The organism is Paenibacillus herberti, from assembly GCF_002233675.1.
In the GTDB taxonomy this organism is placed as follows: domain Bacteria; phylum Bacillota; class Bacilli; order Paenibacillales; family Paenibacillaceae; genus Paenibacillus_O; species Paenibacillus_O herberti.
This window is the reverse complement of record NZ_NMUQ01000003.1, coordinates 285,351-301,869: the sequence shown is the minus strand read 5'-3', so window position 1 is coordinate 301,869 and position 16,519 is coordinate 285,351. Positions and strand designations below refer to the sequence as shown.

Annotated in this window: 14 protein-coding genes; 9 read left to right on the top strand and 5 right to left on the bottom strand. The window is 53.2% G+C overall.

The window, feature by feature from the left end; translation table 11 throughout:
- Positions 1-248: 248 nt before the first annotated feature.
- Positions 249-1,118, bottom strand: coding sequence for a hypothetical protein (locus CGZ75_RS20855; RefSeq protein ID WP_089526199.1), 870 nt, complete (start codon positions 1,116-1,118; stop codon positions 249-251).
- A gap of 99 nt (positions 1,119-1,217) precedes the next feature.
- Between CGZ75_RS20855 and CGZ75_RS20850 the strand changes: the two genes are divergently transcribed.
- A complete protein-coding gene (locus CGZ75_RS20850; protein ID WP_089526532.1) occupies positions 1,218-2,189 on the top strand; it encodes an aldo/keto reductase in 972 nt (323 codons plus the stop codon).
- Between the two features lie 40 nt (positions 2,190-2,229).
- Positions 2,230-2,685, top strand: a complete 456-nt coding sequence (locus CGZ75_RS20845) for a DoxX family protein (protein WP_245851014.1) — start codon at positions 2,230-2,232, stop codon at positions 2,683-2,685.
- Between the two features lie 607 nt (positions 2,686-3,292).
- Here CGZ75_RS20845 and CGZ75_RS24820 read toward each other — a convergent pair.
- Positions 3,293-4,153 carry a hypothetical protein gene (locus CGZ75_RS24820; RefSeq protein ID WP_141136851.1) on the bottom strand — a complete coding sequence of 287 codons (861 nt, stop codon included), beginning with the start codon at positions 4,151-4,153 and terminating at the stop codon, positions 3,293-3,295.
- 279 nt (positions 4,154-4,432) lie between these two features.
- Complete coding sequence (locus tag CGZ75_RS20840; protein WP_245851012.1) at positions 4,433-5,458, bottom strand: ribokinase; 1,026 nt, start codon at positions 5,456-5,458, stop codon at positions 4,433-4,435.
- Between the two features lie 192 nt (positions 5,459-5,650).
- On the opposite strand from CGZ75_RS20840, the gene CGZ75_RS20835 reads away from it, so the two are divergent.
- From CGZ75_RS20835 to CGZ75_RS20825, 3 genes are all read left to right on the top strand, one after another.
- Positions 5,651-7,348 carry a M3 family oligoendopeptidase gene (locus tag CGZ75_RS20835; protein WP_089526197.1) on the top strand — a complete coding sequence of 566 codons (1,698 nt, stop codon included), beginning with the start codon at positions 5,651-5,653 and terminating at the stop codon, positions 7,346-7,348.
- Positions 7,349-7,625: 277 nt separating this feature from the next.
- Positions 7,626-8,117 carry a cation:proton antiporter regulatory subunit gene (locus tag CGZ75_RS20830; protein WP_089526196.1) on the top strand — a complete coding sequence of 164 codons (492 nt, stop codon included), beginning with the start codon at positions 7,626-7,628 and terminating at the stop codon, positions 8,115-8,117.
- Between the two features lie 3 nt (positions 8,118-8,120).
- Positions 8,121-9,347 (top strand): cation:proton antiporter, encoded by a 1,227-nt coding sequence (locus CGZ75_RS20825; RefSeq protein ID WP_089526195.1) that lies wholly within the window; start codon positions 8,121-8,123, stop codon positions 9,345-9,347.
- Between the two features lie 66 nt (positions 9,348-9,413).
- On the opposite strand, the gene CGZ75_RS20820 is transcribed toward CGZ75_RS20825, so the two are convergent.
- A complete protein-coding gene (locus tag CGZ75_RS20820) occupies positions 9,414-9,845 on the bottom strand; it encodes a hypothetical protein (protein WP_089526194.1) in 432 nt (143 codons plus the stop codon).
- Positions 9,846-9,979: 134 nt separating this feature from the next.
- On the opposite strand from CGZ75_RS20820, the gene CGZ75_RS20815 reads away from it, so the two are divergent.
- The 4 genes from CGZ75_RS20815 (at position 9,980) to CGZ75_RS20800 (ending at position 15,202) form a co-directional block, all read left to right on the top strand.
- Positions 9,980-11,335: a GNAT family N-acetyltransferase gene (locus CGZ75_RS20815; protein ID WP_089526193.1), complete on the top strand. Its 1,356-nt coding sequence runs from the start codon at positions 9,980-9,982 to the stop codon at positions 11,333-11,335.
- A 361-nt stretch (positions 11,336-11,696) separates the two neighbouring features.
- Complete coding sequence (aspA, locus tag CGZ75_RS20810) at positions 11,697-13,124, top strand: aspartate ammonia-lyase (protein WP_089526192.1); 1,428 nt, start codon at positions 11,697-11,699, stop codon at positions 13,122-13,124.
- A gap of 170 nt (positions 13,125-13,294) precedes the next feature.
- A complete protein-coding gene (locus CGZ75_RS20805) occupies positions 13,295-13,735 on the top strand; it encodes a hypothetical protein (RefSeq protein WP_089526191.1) in 441 nt (146 codons plus the stop codon).
- A 186-nt stretch (positions 13,736-13,921) separates the two neighbouring features.
- Positions 13,922-15,202, top strand: coding sequence for an MFS transporter (locus CGZ75_RS20800; RefSeq protein WP_089526190.1), 1,281 nt, complete (start codon positions 13,922-13,924; stop codon positions 15,200-15,202).
- Positions 15,203-15,359: 157 nt separating this feature from the next.
- On the opposite strand, the gene ald is transcribed toward CGZ75_RS20800, so the two are convergent.
- A complete protein-coding gene (gene ald, locus CGZ75_RS20795; RefSeq protein ID WP_089526189.1) occupies positions 15,360-16,472 on the bottom strand; it encodes an alanine dehydrogenase in 1,113 nt (370 codons plus the stop codon).
- Between the last annotated feature and the right edge of the window lie 47 nt (positions 16,473-16,519).

The following is a 16,519-nucleotide window of genomic DNA, read 5'->3' as shown; positions in this document are numbered from 1 at the left end:
TAATCGTTGGCAAAACCGTCCCGTCCAGACGGGAAGCAGCTGCCCGTTCCTTGCCGATTCCTATTCTGGCTTCGGCCAGAATTGGCCTCCTGCTTACTCCACGCTGGCTACTGGAACATTCCCGTTGTTGGCTTGCGACTATTTAGAGCATGGTTGTTTCTGGCTGACGAGCTACTGGTACATGCTTGTTTCTGCCCATGGGCTGCTGTTCATACAGGTTGCGGTTGCGATTGCGGTCCCAGAAGGCATCATTCCTGTCCAAGCAATCCGTTTATGATGTTCTGCAAGCCGGGCTCAGGAAGGCCATTCAGCTGCGAAAAGCCTTTGCCTTCAATGCTGATTGTGCGACCTCCCTGAATGGGATAGACGCCTTGCAGCATCCCGAGTGGGGCATACTCATCCGATCCTTCCAGCTTTCGCAAAAAGAGCAAGTAATCCGGACCAGTGGCCCACGCCCCTGGGTATCGCTCGTTCGCTTCCAGCTGAGAAGGCGGTGGCAAGGGTTCAATTCCCGTTGTAATGACGGTCACTTGCCCTCCTGCGTTGCCCTTGATCAGTTTGCGTACGGTGAAGGTTTGTACAAAATTAACGAGGCGGCCTTGCGGAGCGCTTTTACCGGTCGGAACCATCCGGTCCGCTTCCGAGAAGCGGCCGACGACTACGCAGTCTGCGTTTTTGGCCAGCTCCGCCGCGCCAGACTGCGCATTTTCTGGCACGATATCCTTATCGAGCTGAAAAGGAGCCGCCGCAGCTATAGCTGCTGTGACAATGGACGGCGCAACCGAGACGGCGGCTGGGACAGCAGAAGTTGCCACGGGCTGCGCAACCGAGACGGCGGCTGGGACAGCAGAAGTTGCCACGGTTAGCTCGGCAGTTATATCGGTAGGAATTGCCGCAACGGCGGCTGAATCTGCCGAGATTCTAGCTTGGCTGGCCGCGGCGGCGGCTGAATCTGCCGAGATTCTAGCTTGGCTGGCCGCGGCGGCTGGCGCAGCGGCGGCAGCGATTACCGCAGCGCCTGCGAGTCCGCATGCTGCAAGCGAACAGCCCAGCAGCGCCCCCGTTCTGCGGCTTCGCCTCATCAGATTTTGCAGGCGTTTTTTCAATCGGGCATACATAAACAGCTCCACCTTTCTGGCTGATGTTCCTAGCGTTAGTATGGATTGGAGCCATTGGAATATTCATGAACAATACCTAGGAGGAAGATCAGCATGGTCATGACTTATCGCAAATTGGGCGGCAGCGGACTGCATGTATCGGCGCTCGGGCTCGGCACAAATGCGTTCGGCAAGCGTACGGACGAAGAAGAAAGCATCCGCATCATCCATGCGGCGCTCGACAGCGGCATTACGTTTATGGATACTGCCAACATTTATGCAGGAACACGCAGCGAAACGATTATCGGCAAAGCTTTGGCCGGACGCAGGTCGGACGCTGTCCTCACAACTAAAGCCGGACTACCGACAGGCGACGGTCCGGGCAACCGCGGTGCTTCTCGCAGCCATCTGTTGAAAGAGCTGGAAGGAAGCCTGCGCCGCCTTGGCACCGATTATGTAGATCTGTATCAAATCCATACCTTTGATCCCGACACGCCGCTAGAAGAAACACTTCGCACGCTGGATGACATGGTGCGCTCCGGAAAAGTCCGCTACATCGGCGCCTCCAACTATCAAGCCTGGGAGCTAATGAAGGCGCTTGGCATCAGCGACAGGCTACAGTTAGAAAAATACGTATCGATCCAAACAAGCTACTCATTAGCCGACCGCACGCCGGAGTTGGAGCTTGTCCCGCTTTGCCTCGATCAGGGAATTGGGCTTATCCCATATTTTCCACTGGCAGGTGGTATTCTAACCGGAAAATATGCCGCCGGAGCCGATGCTCCATCGGGTTCACGCTTGGAAAAGGACTCCTCCTTCGGTCGTCTTCTCAAGGGAGATGTCATTGGCCTCGGACAGGATGTGATGGAGCTGGCGGAGGAAGCCGGCTGCGAGCCCGCCGCCCTGTCTATCCGCTGGCTAATGGATAAACCTGCTGTTTCATCCGTTATTGCCGGAGCTACGAGTGTAAGTCAGCTAGAGGCGAACCTGCGCAGCCTTGAGCTAGCTGCCGATCCCGCGATTCAGGATGAACTTGAGCGAATTAGCCGGCCTTTCCGATATGGAGAGCCTTTCGCGAGATACCGAATCTGATTTTGCCTTCACGCCTTCATGCCAAAGGAGAGAGCTCACCATGACTTCTGCCTCGGACTTGAATTATTTTCAAACGACCTGGCCTCGCATGATCGGTCTGATCCTGTTCGCTGTGCTGATGACAAGCGCTTGCGTCTACCATTTCCGTGAGCCGGACGGATTTGCCGCAATGCTGCCAGACTGGGTGCCTCTGCGCTTAGAAATCATCTACGCTACAGCTATATTGGAGCTGGTTATCGCTATACTCATCCTTATTCCAGCCACTAGAGGCTGGACCGGCCTTTTTACCGCACTGTATCTGGTGCTTATATTCCCTGCCAATCTCTATGCAGCCGCAAAAGGCATACCGGCTCCCGGCAGCGAATCCGCTTCCTATACTGCCCTATGGTTGCGGGCCGCTGCACAGCCGCTACTCATCTGGTGGGTACTCTGGTGCACGCGTTATCCGTCCCGCGACACCTCGCTCAAGGGGCCTCCTAAGCGGAATCTAGCTTGATTTAGCATTGAGCAGCACGCAGATGGAGCCTGGGTTGCTGCTGCTTGACCGTGTTCCTTTCCTGATAAGCCTGTGTTAAAATAAGGCATATTAATTAATCAGGAGGTAAGGAAGATGAACTTGAACCAGTTGCTGGCAGCTACCGAAGATCGTCGCAGAGCCGTTATGCGCAGTTCCTTCATCCCTTCGATGCCTGATACGAAACCTCGAGATAAGCGCAAACGATAAGGTTGCTTCTTTTTGAAATTCAGCTAATTCGCAACGAGATAAACATGAAGGCATTCAGTCAACCCTCCAGGGAGATGATTGAAGGATGGCAGTCCTTGTTCGTGAAGAATTAAAAACCAAGTTAACTGAGTGCGGCCTTCTAAGCGATCTGCTTAGACGAAAGCTTTCTACAGCGAGCATCATTACACAAGTCTTCATCGAAAATGAGAAGTACCCCCTGTCATCGTAGGGGATTAGTTGTAGCCACGTATAGCTTTGGACAATATGCAACTGTTTTCCCAATCTAACTGCAGTAGCGTTCGGCCTTGGCCGGGCGCTTTTTTGTTTGTTTCACCTAAGCTAAAGCTGGTTGTCCGATCTGGTTGTCCGATCTGTTCGTCTACTTCCCCGCTTTACTGGTGGTACGATCACTTGACGTGTTCAAGTAACTTCGATTTCTTGCTTTGCTCATCGGAGTGGCTTTCGGCGCGTTCAAGTAACTTCGACTACTTGATTTGATCGTTGAGGCCGCTTTTGACGCGTTCAAGTAACTTCGACTACTTGATTTGTTCGTTGAGGCCGCTTCCGGCGCGTTCAAGTAACTTCGACTACTTACTTTAATCGTTGGAGCTGCTTCCGGCGCGTTCAAGTAACTTCGACTACTTGATTTGATCGTTGAGGCCGCTTCCGGCGCGTTCAAGTAACTTCGACTACTTACTTTAATCGTTGGAGCTGCTTCCGGCGCGTTCAAGTAACTTCGACTACTTGCTTTGATCGTTGAGGCCGCTTCCGGCGCGTTCAAGTAACTTCGACTACTTGATTTGATCGTTGAGGCCGCTTCCGGCGCGTTCAAGTAACTTCGACTACTTGATTTGTTCGTTGAGGCCGCTTCCGGCGCGTTCAAGTAACTTCGACTACTTGATTTGTTCGTTGAGGCCGCTTCCGGCGCGTTCAAGTAACTTCGACTACTTACTTTAATCGTTGGAGCCGCTTCCGGCGCGTTCAAGTAACTTCGACTACTTACTTTAATCGTTGGAGCCGCTTCCGGCGCGTTCAAGTAACTTCGACTACTTGATTTGATCGTTGAGGCCGCTTTTGACGCGTTCAAGTAACTTCGACTACTTGCTTTGCGCACTGGGGCCGCTTCCGGCGCGTTCAAGTAACTTCGACTACTTGATTTGTTCGTTGAGGCCGCTTTCGGTGCGATCAAGTAACTTCGACTACTTGATTTGTTCGTTGAGGCCGCTTCCGGCGCGTTCAAGTAACTTCGACTACTTACTTTGTTCGTTGGGACCGCTTTCGAAGCAATTCATCAAATTTTATATCGTTCTGAAACAAGAAAAGCGCCCCCCGGGGGCGCTCCACTACTCAAGATCAAGCTAAACAGCAACATCCACTTTTCGCTCGCTGCCCAAGCTAAACAGCAACATCCGCTCTTCGCTCGCTGCTCACTCAAATGAGCAACATCCGCTCTTCGTTCGCTGACCACACTAACCAGCAACATCCGCTCTTCGCTTACGCGCTAACTAGCAGTTCTGGCTTACTCGCCCGAAGCCCCCGCCGCCAAGGCCAGAGCCTGCTCAACCTCGTCCCGCGAAGGAAGCCCGTCCTGCGCGCCGAAGCGGGTAACCGCCAGGGACGCCGCTTGTACGGCGAAGCGCAGCGACTCCAGCAGCTCGGCGTCTCCGACTGGAGCTGCCCCCAAACTAACCTCATTCACCTGGCGTAGCTCGCCACGCTCCCCAATCAGCTCCGCCAGCTTCACGCAAAGCGCAGCGTTCAGCGTATCACCGGCTCCGGTCGTATCCACGACCTCCACTTTCGGTGCGGAAGCGGTCAGCAATTGACCGTCGACGCCGAGGAAAGAACATCCAGCTCCGCCGCGCGTAACGATTACGCGACTGCCAACCTGTGATTGCCACGTGGAGATCGTTTCGCGCAGCTCCGCCTCAGTCTCCGCAGACGTTCCGGACAGCTCGGCGAACTCGGTCTCATTCGGCGTGATGTAATCCGCCAGCTCCAACAGCTCACGCGGCAGCTCACGCGCCGGAGCCGGATTGAGCACCGTGACAACGCCGGCCGCGCGGGCAATTTCAAGGGAGCGCTGCACAGCAGGCAGCGGAATTTCAAGCTGTACGAGTAGTACTTGTGCCTCCTCGATTGCATCACGATTGCTTTCAATCCAGCTCTCATCACATTCTCCGTTGGCACCAGCAACGATGACGATGCAGTTATCCTCGCGAGTATGGTAAATGGAGGCGATGCCAGTCGGAGCGCTTTCATGTTCGCCAATCCCGGCTGTATTTACGCCCATCCGGCGCATCTGCTCCAGCAGCTGGCCGCCAAAAGCATCCCGGCCGACTCGGCCGATCATCGCCGTCTCCGCACCCATTCGGGCGCAGCCTGCTGCCTGATTTGCCCCTTTGCCGCCAGGCAATGTGTGCAGCGCGCTGCCGCTGAGCGTTTCGCCTGCTTTTGGCATACGCTCCATGCTAATGACCAAATCCATATTCAAGCTACCCGCTACCGCTACTCGGGGCAGCGTCACCTTCATTTGTTGACTCACTGTTCCAATCGCCCTCTCTATATGCAGACAGACTGCGTCCGCTTGATCTACTTTCATACAATAGCATAAGTTTAACCCCTCAGTAGAGGGCGGGCAATTCGGTTATAACTAAATTTTCCTCCATATTCCAAAAGCTTTCGCTATAATAAGAGAGCCATTATGGCATACCTACCTTCTGAAAGAGGTGCCGATATGTTGAAGTTCAGCGAATACCGTTACGAAAGACCGGACCGCGAAGCTGTAGCAACTGCCTTTAAGGAGAAAATAACAGCGATTCGCAACGCCTCCAGCCTGGAGGAACAGCTTGAGGTGATTGCCGCAGTGAACAAGCTGCGCAGTGAAGTTGAAACGATGTTCCAACTCGTATATATCCGCCACTCTGTAAATACAACCGACGAGTTCTACAAGGCTGAACAAGATTTTTCCGATGAAGTCGGACCCGTCTTTCAGGAATTTGTGACCGATTATTATCGTGCTCTTACAGAATCCACTTTCCGCGATGGACTGGAGGAGCGCTACGGTACCCAACTTCTCCGCACGGCCGAGCTTGCGCTCAAAACATTTAAACCCGAAATCATCGAGGAGCTGCAGCTTGAGAACAAGCTGCGGAGCGAATATAGCCAGCTGATCGCCTCCGCCAAAATCCCGTTTGACGGCGAGGAGCGCACGCTTTCCCAGCTGACTCCCTACACCCAGTCGACCGACCGGGACGTACGCCGCGATTCAAGCGAGGCTCTTTACGGCTTCATGGCTGGCAATGAGCCGGAGCTGGACCGCATCTACGACGAGCTTGTCAAAGTACGTACAACAATTGCCCATAAGCTCGGTTATGAAAACTATGTACAGCTAGGCTATGACCGGCTTGGCCGCACAGACTACGACGCCGCTATGGTTGCGAACTTCCGCCGCCAAGTACGCGAGCATATCGTACCAGTAGCTGTCCGCCTCGCTGAGCGCCAGCAAGCGCGTATCGGTGTGGACAAGCTGAATTACTACGACGAGGGCTTCAGCTTCAAGAGCGGCAACGCCACTCCAAAAGGCGATCCTGACTGGATTTTGGAGCAGGGCCGCCAGATGTATCGTGAAATGAGTCCGGAGCTGGACGAGTTTTTCAAATTCATGTCCGATAGAGAACTGCTGGATCTACTCAGCAAAAGGGGCAAAGAGAGCGGGGGTTACTGTACGTATATAAGCGAATACGAATCTCCATTCATTTTTGCCAACTTCAACGGAACCTCCGGTGACATCGACGTGTTGACCCATGAAGCGGGCCATGCCTTCCAGGTGTATATGAGCCGCGGCTTCGATATTCCAGAATACTTATGGCCGACGATGGAGGCGGCTGAGATTCATTCCATGAGCATGGAATTCCTTGCCTGGCCGTGGATGGAGCTGTTTTTCAAAGAGGATACCGACAAATACCGCTTTGACCACTTGGCCTCGGCGCTGAGCTTCATCCCTTACGGGGTATCCGTAGATGAATTCCAGCATTTTGTATACGAAAATCCGGAAGCTTCCCCAGCGGAGCGCAAAGCCCAATGGCGCGAGATCGAAAAAATTTACCGTCCTTTCCGCAGCTTCGACGGCAATGATTATTTGGAGCGCGGCGGCGCTTGGCAGAAACAGAGCCATATTTTCCAGGCTCCGTTTTATTATATTGATTATACACTCGCCCAGCTATGCGCCTTCCAGTTCTGGAAGCGGTCCAGAGAAGACTTCAACACGACTTGGCAAAATTACCTCGCGCTATGTCGTCTTGGCGGCAGCCAATCCTTCACCTCCCTCGTCGCAAGCGCAGGGCTGCTCTCGCCATTCGAGGAGGGATCAGTGACCAGCGTAATCGGCGAAATCAGCCAGTGGCTGGAGGGCATCGACGACAGCAATCTCTAACACTCGTTATCATCATGCATCACTCTGCATCATTCTTCAGCACTTCATAATTTCAAGAGCCTTGTCCGTTTAAAACATGGACGAGGCTCTTTTTCTATTCCGATCTGATTAGGGAACATATAAATTGGGTAATTAGCTTACAAAAACCTGCATGGAGGCTCAATTATCCGACATGCGCTTTGAATCTGCACTTTTTTGGCAGGCGACGATTGGATTCGGCCCATTAAGGCAACCTAAAGCTAAAGACGGATTCAACAACTGACAGGAGGCAACATAGATGGACATCAGAGAAACCCACCTGCCGGGGATCGGCAAGAAATTCCGCATCAGTTCTCGCGGTGGCGACGTGCTGATCGTCGTTGTGCATGACGACGGGCGACGGGAATGTTACATGCAGACGGATCAAGACGACGATTTCGAGCCTGTGTTCTCCCTTGACGATGACGAGGCGCGTTTACTGGCATCCATTCTAGGGGGCATGCAGTACAAACCGCGAGCCTTGGAAAATATCGAGATGGTACTCGACGATCTTATTATCGAATGGTACCGCGTCGAACCTGGTTATCGTTGTGTGCACCATTCCATCGGTGAGCTTGATGTGCGCAGGCGCTCCGGCGCAAGCGTGCTGGCCGTCGTAGAGCGCGGCGGGCACAAACATATCAGTCCCGGACCAGATTTAGTCCTGACCGAGGAGGCTCTCCTAATTGTAGCCGGTGAACGCAGCCAGCAAAAAGCGTTCCGCGACATCCTAAAGAGTGGATGTGAATGACCGATGGATCATATTGTACTGGAAATTGGTCTCGCCATCGGGCTTTGCGTTTTGGCTGGTATTTTATCCATCAAGCTCAAATTTTCTGTCATCCCCTTCTACATCCTAGTCGGAATGGCCGTCGGACCTCATGCGTTCCATTGGGGCTACCTAGACTTTCGCTTTATTAACAGCGCGGAGCTGATCGATTTTTTCGGCCGCATCGGCGTGCTTTTCCTCCTGTTGTACCTCGGTCTTGAATTTTCAGTTGGCCGCCTCATCAAGTCCGGTAAATCGATTGCTGTAGGCGGCAGCATCTACATCGGCATTAATTTCACGCTGGGGCTGCTGTTCGGATTCCTGACCGGCCTTCCGCTCGCAGAAGTTCTCATCATCGCTGGCATCACCACCATATCCTCGAGCGCAATCGTCGCCAAGGTGTTGGTTGATCTCAAGCGGACCGCCAATCAGGAAACAGAGATGATTCTCGGCATCATCATGTTCGAGGATGTTTTCCTCGCCCTGTATATTTCCATCGTCTCAGGGCTTGTACTGAGCTCTTCCTCCAGCGTAGGCGGTGTCATCCTGTCCGCATTAATCGCCCTATTCTTCATGCTCGGCGTGCTTATCGTCGGTCGCAAAATAGTGCCTTTGCTTAATCGATGGCTCGATATTCGCTCCAATGAGCTGTTTCTGCTCGTCATTTTTGCAGCGCTTTTCCTGATTGCCGGTTTTGCCGAAACGATCCATGTTGCCGAGGCAATCGGAGCTCTGCTCGTTGGACTTGTGCTGGCCGAAACGAATCATGCCCATCGAATCGAAAAGCTGATCTTGCCTTTCCGCGACTTTTTCGGAGCGCTGTTCTTCTTCGGGTTCGGCCTGACCATCGATCCAACCGCGCTCGGCGGCGCCGTATGGATGGCGCTTATCGCTGTTGTACTAACGCTGATCGGCAACTTCATCGCCGGCATGCTGGCGGGACGCAGCGCTGGAATCCCACCCTATGCTTCAGCCAAGATTGGGCTGACGATCGTTGCCCGGGGCGAGTTCTCCATCATCATGGCCAATCTGGCGCTGGCCGGCGGTCTTGCCGCCATTGTCCAGCCCTTTGCTGCCCTGTATGTACTCATTTTGGCCATTTTGGGGCCGCTGCTTACAAAGGAGAGCAAGCTGGTGTTCCGTATTCTGGATCCGATTTTCGGCTTCAACGCGCGTCATGAGCGGAGACGCTCACCGAAAACTTCGAGATGAATTTCATTCCTCCAAATTCATAAAAAAAGCGGTCAGAGCCATTGGCTGCTTACCGCTTTTTTGCCATTACGAGTCGGAGGTACCGATAAAGTAAAAGCTTTCAGGACCTACCCGGATAGTACCCAATGCCGAAGACGAGACAAACGCAGTATAGGTCTGAACCGTGTTCGGTGCAAAGAAATCCGAGCCAGTAACATTGATTAACTGGGGTCCGCTCAAGCTGGTGTCGAGAGCCTGGGCTCCCGAGAAAACGAGCGGATCGGTAGGCAGATTGCCTCGAACGACCGAAATCGTTATCGTCGCGACGGGTTGCGAGACTCCGAGCTGAACTCCACATACGCCGCTGAAATCAACTCGTGTTTCCCCTGCTTCTCCATCGCTCAGATCAAGCGTTTGTTGAGCGATAAGCTGAGCAGTGTTGATTGCCGTAATTGGAATGGCGATGGAATTCGCAAAGCTGGCGTTCTGACTTGACTTTAGATCGAGGAATTCTGGCATGCAAAACCCCTCCTTTCTTAGAGGATGGAACAGTATATGATAGACAGCAATGTTTCGATTGGACAGGTGCCTTTTCTGTTAATCTACCAACCATTACTGCGAGAAATATTTGTTAAGAGAAGGGGAGAGTCAAGGTGGATACGAATTCGATCGGTTTTAAACAACTGCGCCGGCGGTTAAGTCGGCAGGAGCTGGATGAAGCGGTCGCCTTGGCCGATCTTGTTTTCCGTGATGGGGAGCAAAGCTCGATGGGCGACAGCTTCCCTCGCATTTTTGATCCTGCGATTGGGTTGTCCCTCGGTATTACCGAAGAGGGCCAGCTCGTCTCATTCATCGGGTTTGTTCCGCAGCAAATTTTCATCGGACAGGCGGTGCTCAGCGTCTGCGCCCTGGGCTCCGTTTGCACCCATCCCGATTATCGGGGACAAGGGCATGCAAGCGTCCTGCTAAACGAAGCCTTCCATCAAGCAGAAGCGATGGGAGCGGCGCTCATGCTCATCTCCGGTACACGTTCCCTGTACCGTCGCAACGGTTGTTTTGCCTTCGGCTCGGTGCGCCGTTATCGAATTCCCCACAAGTCGAACATGCCATCCGGCATGACCGCCCGCAAACTGGAGCCGAGCGACTGGTTCCGTCTTCAAGCGCTTGCCAACAGTAAACCAGCGGGATACCGTCGCAGCATCGCGGATTTGGCGCAGGAGTTGCACAGCGAGGCTGTAGCCGCCATGTATCGATTCCATCATGATGTTTTTGTCGCGGAAAAGAACGGACAACTGGAAGCCTACGCCGTTATCGCCTCCGGCCCGATTCCTGCGGATTCCGACCTGGAGCCCTTCATCGTCGAGTGGGGCGGCAAGGCCGCCGTCGCATTGCCGCTGATTCAGGAAGCGATGACAAGGATGCAGCTCTCCTCCATGCTGTTGTTCGCGGCCTCCCACGAGCGCCGCATGATGAAGCTGCTGGACGGGCATCCTTATACAAGCAGCCACAATCAGGGCACGGTGCGAATTATGAATTTGCCGTTGTTATGGGAGCAATTGGAGCCCTACTTTGAGGCGGCAGCCGCAACAGCAGGACGAGTCATGCCCTCATGGGGCATAAAACGTCTATCGGACGAGGAATACGCACTCCGTCTAGGCGATGAGTTGATTCCGCTCAGCTCTCGCGCTTGGGCCCTGCTGCTGTTTGACGGCCCGGATGCGGAGCCGGACGACGGCCCGGATGCCTTTGTACGCAAGATGGCCTTGGAACAACGAGCCGAGCTGTTGCCCACAATGGCCGGGACGAGCTCTAGATCTCCAGCTCCATCTGGGCATCTTCCGGAAATGGCCGGGACAAGCTCAAGCTCTGCATCTTCTACGGCCAAGCTCACCGGTTCGGGGATCAAGGCGGACAATCGCCTGCTTCCATTCAGCGAATCGCAGGCCGAGCTGCTCCGTGATTTCTTTCCACTGCCTTTTCCATATACAGCTGGATTGAGTTATATTTGAGTGCTGTGTTGTATACCAAAACGTCCTCCACCAGATAACAACTAGCTGGTGAAGGGCGTTTTCCCGTTGACGCTAATTCGCATGACCATTTTCACCTTGTCGGCTCAAATCATCGGCGCAACTGGAAAGGGGCGAATCGTATTTTTATGCGTTTATGTGTAAAGTCAGCTCGCCCCATTCTCCGTTCGCTCTGCTACTAACAACGGGCAATAGCCGATCGTTTCGGGCTTCGCGGGGGAGCATTTGACGGGCGATAGGAGGAGATGATAGAATCTTTGCCGGCTTCGATCATAGCCTGTTCATCTCCTAATTGGTATATTGTATGCAAGCGCTCTAAAACGAGATTGGATTCACAGAAGGGATGAGGACAATGGCATTTAGACTCGAGCATGATTTTCTTGGTGAAAAAGAAGTCCCTGAGAGCGCATATTACGGCATCCAGACGCTTCGCGCGGTCGAAAATTTCCCGATCACCGGTGTGAGTATCCATCGCGAGCTGCTGGTCGCCTTGGCCCATGTAAAAAAAGCCGCCGCAAAGGCCAATATGGACGTCCATCTGCTGACAACTCCGATCGGCGAAGCCATTGTGCAAGCAGCCGATGAGGTTATCGAAGGCAAGCTGTTAGACCAATTCATCGTTGACAGCATCCAGGGCGGCGCGGGAACGTCCATTAACATGAATATGAACGAGGTGCTCGCCAACCGTGCGCTTGAGTTGCTGGGCCATACCAAAGGCGATTATTTCCACTGTAATCCGAACAATCATGTGAATATGTCGCAATCGACCAATGACGCGATTCCAACCGCTTTGCGTATCGCGGCTTATTCACTCACTCAGAACGTGCTGACGGCGATTCAAGCACTGCGAGACGGTTTCCTTGCCAAGCGAGACCAGTTCGACGATGTGATTAAAATGGGCCGGACGCATCTGCAGGATGCCGTGCCGATCCGCATGGGTCAGGAATTCGGCGCTTACGCCGCCGTGCTCGGCCGCGACATTGGTCGCATTCGCAGTGCAGCTAACCACGCCTTGACGGTCAATATGGGCGCGACTGCAGTTGGTACCGGGCTAAACGCCAAGCCGGAGTATATCACATCCGTCATCGGCCATCTGCAGCAGCAGCTCAACCTGCCCATCGTGGCGGCGGAAGATCTCGTTGACGCCACGCAAAACAGCGATGCATACACAGAGTTGTCTGCCTCGCTCAAAGTATGCGCCGTCAATCTTTCCAAAATCTGCAACGATATCCGCATGATGGCCTCCGGCCCACGCGTAGGGCTGGGTGAGCTGTCGCTGCCACCTCGTCAGCCAGGCTCCTCCATCATGCCGGGCAAAGTGAATCCCGTTATGGCCGAGGTGGTCAATCAGGTTTCGTTCCAGGTCATGGGGAATGACCATACGATCTGCATGGCTTGTGAGGCCGGACAGTTCGAGCTTAATGTTATGGGGCCGGTCATCGCCTTTAACTTGCTGCAATCGCTCAAAATTTTGCACAATGGCGTGGATGTGTTCCTCAGACATGCGGTTGAGGGCATGGAAGCGAACCGCGAGCGCTGCGAAAGCTATGTAGCCAACTCCTTCGGCATCGTGACCGCACTTAACCCGCATCTGGGGTATGAGGTCGCCGCTCAATTGGTCAAAGAGGCTCTGCGCACAGGCATTACAATCGGCGAACTTATTCTGGAGCGCGGCCTGCTGACAGCGGAGGAAATGACGGAAATTCTCAATCCGTATGCGATGACCTCTCCCGGCATCGCCGGAGAGCATCTGCTAGAGGATGCGAAGTAGAATCGCATAAGGGTAGAAGCTAGTGGATAAAAAGTTAGCTGCCTTCCTTGCCATGAAAATGACAAGGAAGGCAGCTAACTTTATTTCTCCCAGATCGGACATTAGCCGGACCGTCTAGTCTCTCATCTCCATATGATGGTTAGTAGAACATATCAATGGAGGATATTATTATGAATTCTAAGAGCGCAGAGATTAGCGGTTTTAATGGAACAAGCATGGGCATTGTTCTCGTACTATTTATTTTGCTGGTCATCATCACTCAACTAGTCTGCTCCGATCCTTCTTCAAGTGACGATCCGTCGATTGATATTAATGCGGCATCGTTATTTGAACTCCGGAACGCATCTACAATTATTCCTCTCAATTTAGATTCATCCACAAGTTCCCGTCTCCCCACGGTGATTCGCCCCAGCGAATTAATCCGATTTAGTCTTACGGAAATTACAACCGCTCAATATTCCTTCCAAAACAGGGGCTTAACAGCTGGAATTATAAGCTTTCGAATAGTGCCGGGAGCCGCTGAACCTTTTGATCGATTTAGATCCAGCCGGATATTTTATAATGTGGATCTGGTCGGTTATCCAGAATTGGTTCTTTTTCCATATCCATGAGTTATTGGGAATTATCTAAGTCTGCTTGAGAGAGATGAGTGGCTCAACTCCTTCTGTAGGATGAGATGGTCGGCCGACTTCAGTTGGATATCAATCTCAACCCCGCGCCCCTTAAGCACCTCCGCAAACCATTCTATAATTAAGGTATAAATTACCAACTTAGTTAAAAGGATGGTCTAAAAAGCGATGATAGATTTGTTTCGGAACCGCATCTTTACCCGGCTATTTATTGCTACTGTTTGCTCGCAGCTTGCCTCTACGATCGGTACGATGGCATTCGCTTTTTATCTGTTGGACCGCTTCACTAGTCAACCAGCCTATGCATCTATTGCCGAAATGTTATATTCGGCGCCGACAATTGTTGTGTTCCTTTTCATCGGCGTTTTTGCCGACCGCTTCGACCGCAAGCGGATTGCTGAGAATACCGGTTGGATTCGAGCCGTGCTCTCGATCCTGATACTGGCCGCCTTGGCTGCAAAGGTATGGATCCCGATTGTTTTCCTGCTTCTGTTTCTACGCAGCGCGGTGACTAAGTTTTATTTTCCAGCTGAGAACGCTATGATCCAGGGGTTATTGAGAGAAGACCAATATGTACAAGCATCCGGCCTCAATCAAACCGCCATCGGAGTGTTCACCTTGTTCGGTACTGGACTCGGAGCTGTTGTTTATTATGCGGTCGGGGTGCTCGGGGCTTTAACGATTGATGCGCTCGGCTTCCTCATTACGGCACTGTTGGTGCGATCCGTTAGCGTACCGGTTGAAGTCAGGCTGCCGAACGGAAGCACTTCGTTTTCCGCGCTTAACATGAAGGTCGTCTGGGGAGATTTTCGAGGCGGATTCCACTATATTCTCAGCAGCAAGCTCCTCTTGTCCCTAATTAGCGGTTTCGTTCTGTTCGGCCTGATCGGCGGCTCCTTCACCATGCTTCCGATGCTGACTATGAAATATGAGCTAGCTCCAACTAACTATGCGTTTTTTGTTTCGCTTTACTCGCTGTTTCTCGGCGCAGGATTAATAATCGGCAGCGTTCTGGGCGCCAAGCTGCTGGAAAAATTCAAGCTATACCAAATCCTGATCGTCTGCCTGCTGTTAATCGGATGCTGCGTCACCATGCTGGGCTTCGCTTCTTCACCTTGGGTCTATCTGATGGTAACTTTCATTACGGCCTGCATCATGGCTCCGCTTGATATGGCTATCGGCGGATGGCTGCCCAAGCTCGTCGAACCTAGCATGATGGGGAGGGTGTCCGCTTGGCTCGATCCCGTCAAAATGGCTGGGCAAACGCTTATGCTTGGCCTGATCGCGTGGCTTTATCCGTCCGCTTTTACGCTGCTCGGCCTTCACTTGTTTGTTGCCGGCCTGCTGTTCCTGACTTGCCTGGTCTATGCCTTAACACTGCCGAAATTCGCTCGCCAGGAGGAAGCCACTCGCATACAGACAAAGACAGGCGCGGTTGTGGAAGCTTAGCTATATGGCCGGAGCGAGCTGTAAGCGAAGGCGCGATGAGTTCCATAGTATTGAAAGCGATGCGATAGAAGCATTCACACAAAAGACGGGAGGAAGCTGAGCTTGGCTCAGTCTCCTCCCGTCTTGCTAATGCAGCTTAATTACTTATAGCTTCTGGCTAGATCAGCTCCGCCACTGGCTTATGCGTATAACCTAGATCGCGGGCTACCGCCTCGTAAGTTACATAGCCGCTCATCGTGTTGACACCTTCACGGATCGCTGCTTGGGTACGGATCGCCTCGGCGGCGCCCAGCTTGGCCAGCTGCAAAGCGAAGGGCAGCGTGGCATTGGTAAGCGCCATCGTTGAGGTATACGGAACGGCGCCTGGAATGTTGGCCACGGCGTAATGCAGAACGCCATGCTTTTCGAATACCGGATCATCATGCGTCGTGATGCGGTCGATTGTTTCTACGCTGCCGCCTTGGTCGATGGCTACATCGACGATGACGGAACCTTTTTCCATCGAGCGCACCATTTCCTCCGTCACCAGCTTCGGTGCTTTACCACCTGGAATCAGCACGGTTGAGATGACCAGATCCGACTCGCGCACTGACTCCGCAATGTTATGCGAGGTCGATTGCAGCGTCTGCAGTCGATTACCAAAAACGAGTGCCAGCTCCCGCAAACGGTTCGTGTTCGTATCCAGCACAGTCACCTCGGCTCCAAGGCCAACCGCCAGCTGCACCGAACTCGTGCCCGCGATGCCTGCGCCGATGATCGTTACTTTGCCGCGTTTCACGCCGGTTACTCCGGATAGTAAAATACCTTTGCCGCCGCGGGCTTTCTCCAGCATTTGAGCTCCAACCTGGACCGCCATCCTGCCAGCAACCTCGCTCATCGGGGCGAGCAGCGGCAGCGCGCCATTTACCCGAATCGTCTCATAAGCGACTCCAGTCACACCGGACGCACGCAGCGCCTCTGCAAGCTCCGGCTCCGCCGCCAGATGCAAATAAGCGAACAGCAGCAGTCCATCGCGGAAGTAACCATACTCGGAAGGCAGCGGCTCCTTCACCTTCATGATCATCTCGCTTTTGCCCCATACCTCGGCTGCCTCTGCTACGATGACGGCTCCCGCGGCTTCGTACTGGGCATCGGCAAAACCGCTCTCTTCTCCCGCTCCACGCTCGATTAGTACGCTGTGTCCAGCACGGATAAACTCCGCAGCCCCCATGGGCGTCAAAGCTATACGGTTTTCGTTATTTTTGATTTCTTTAGGGATTCCGATTATCATGGGACAGCCACCTCGTCTATAATGGGTATATTCTATATTTCCTATGT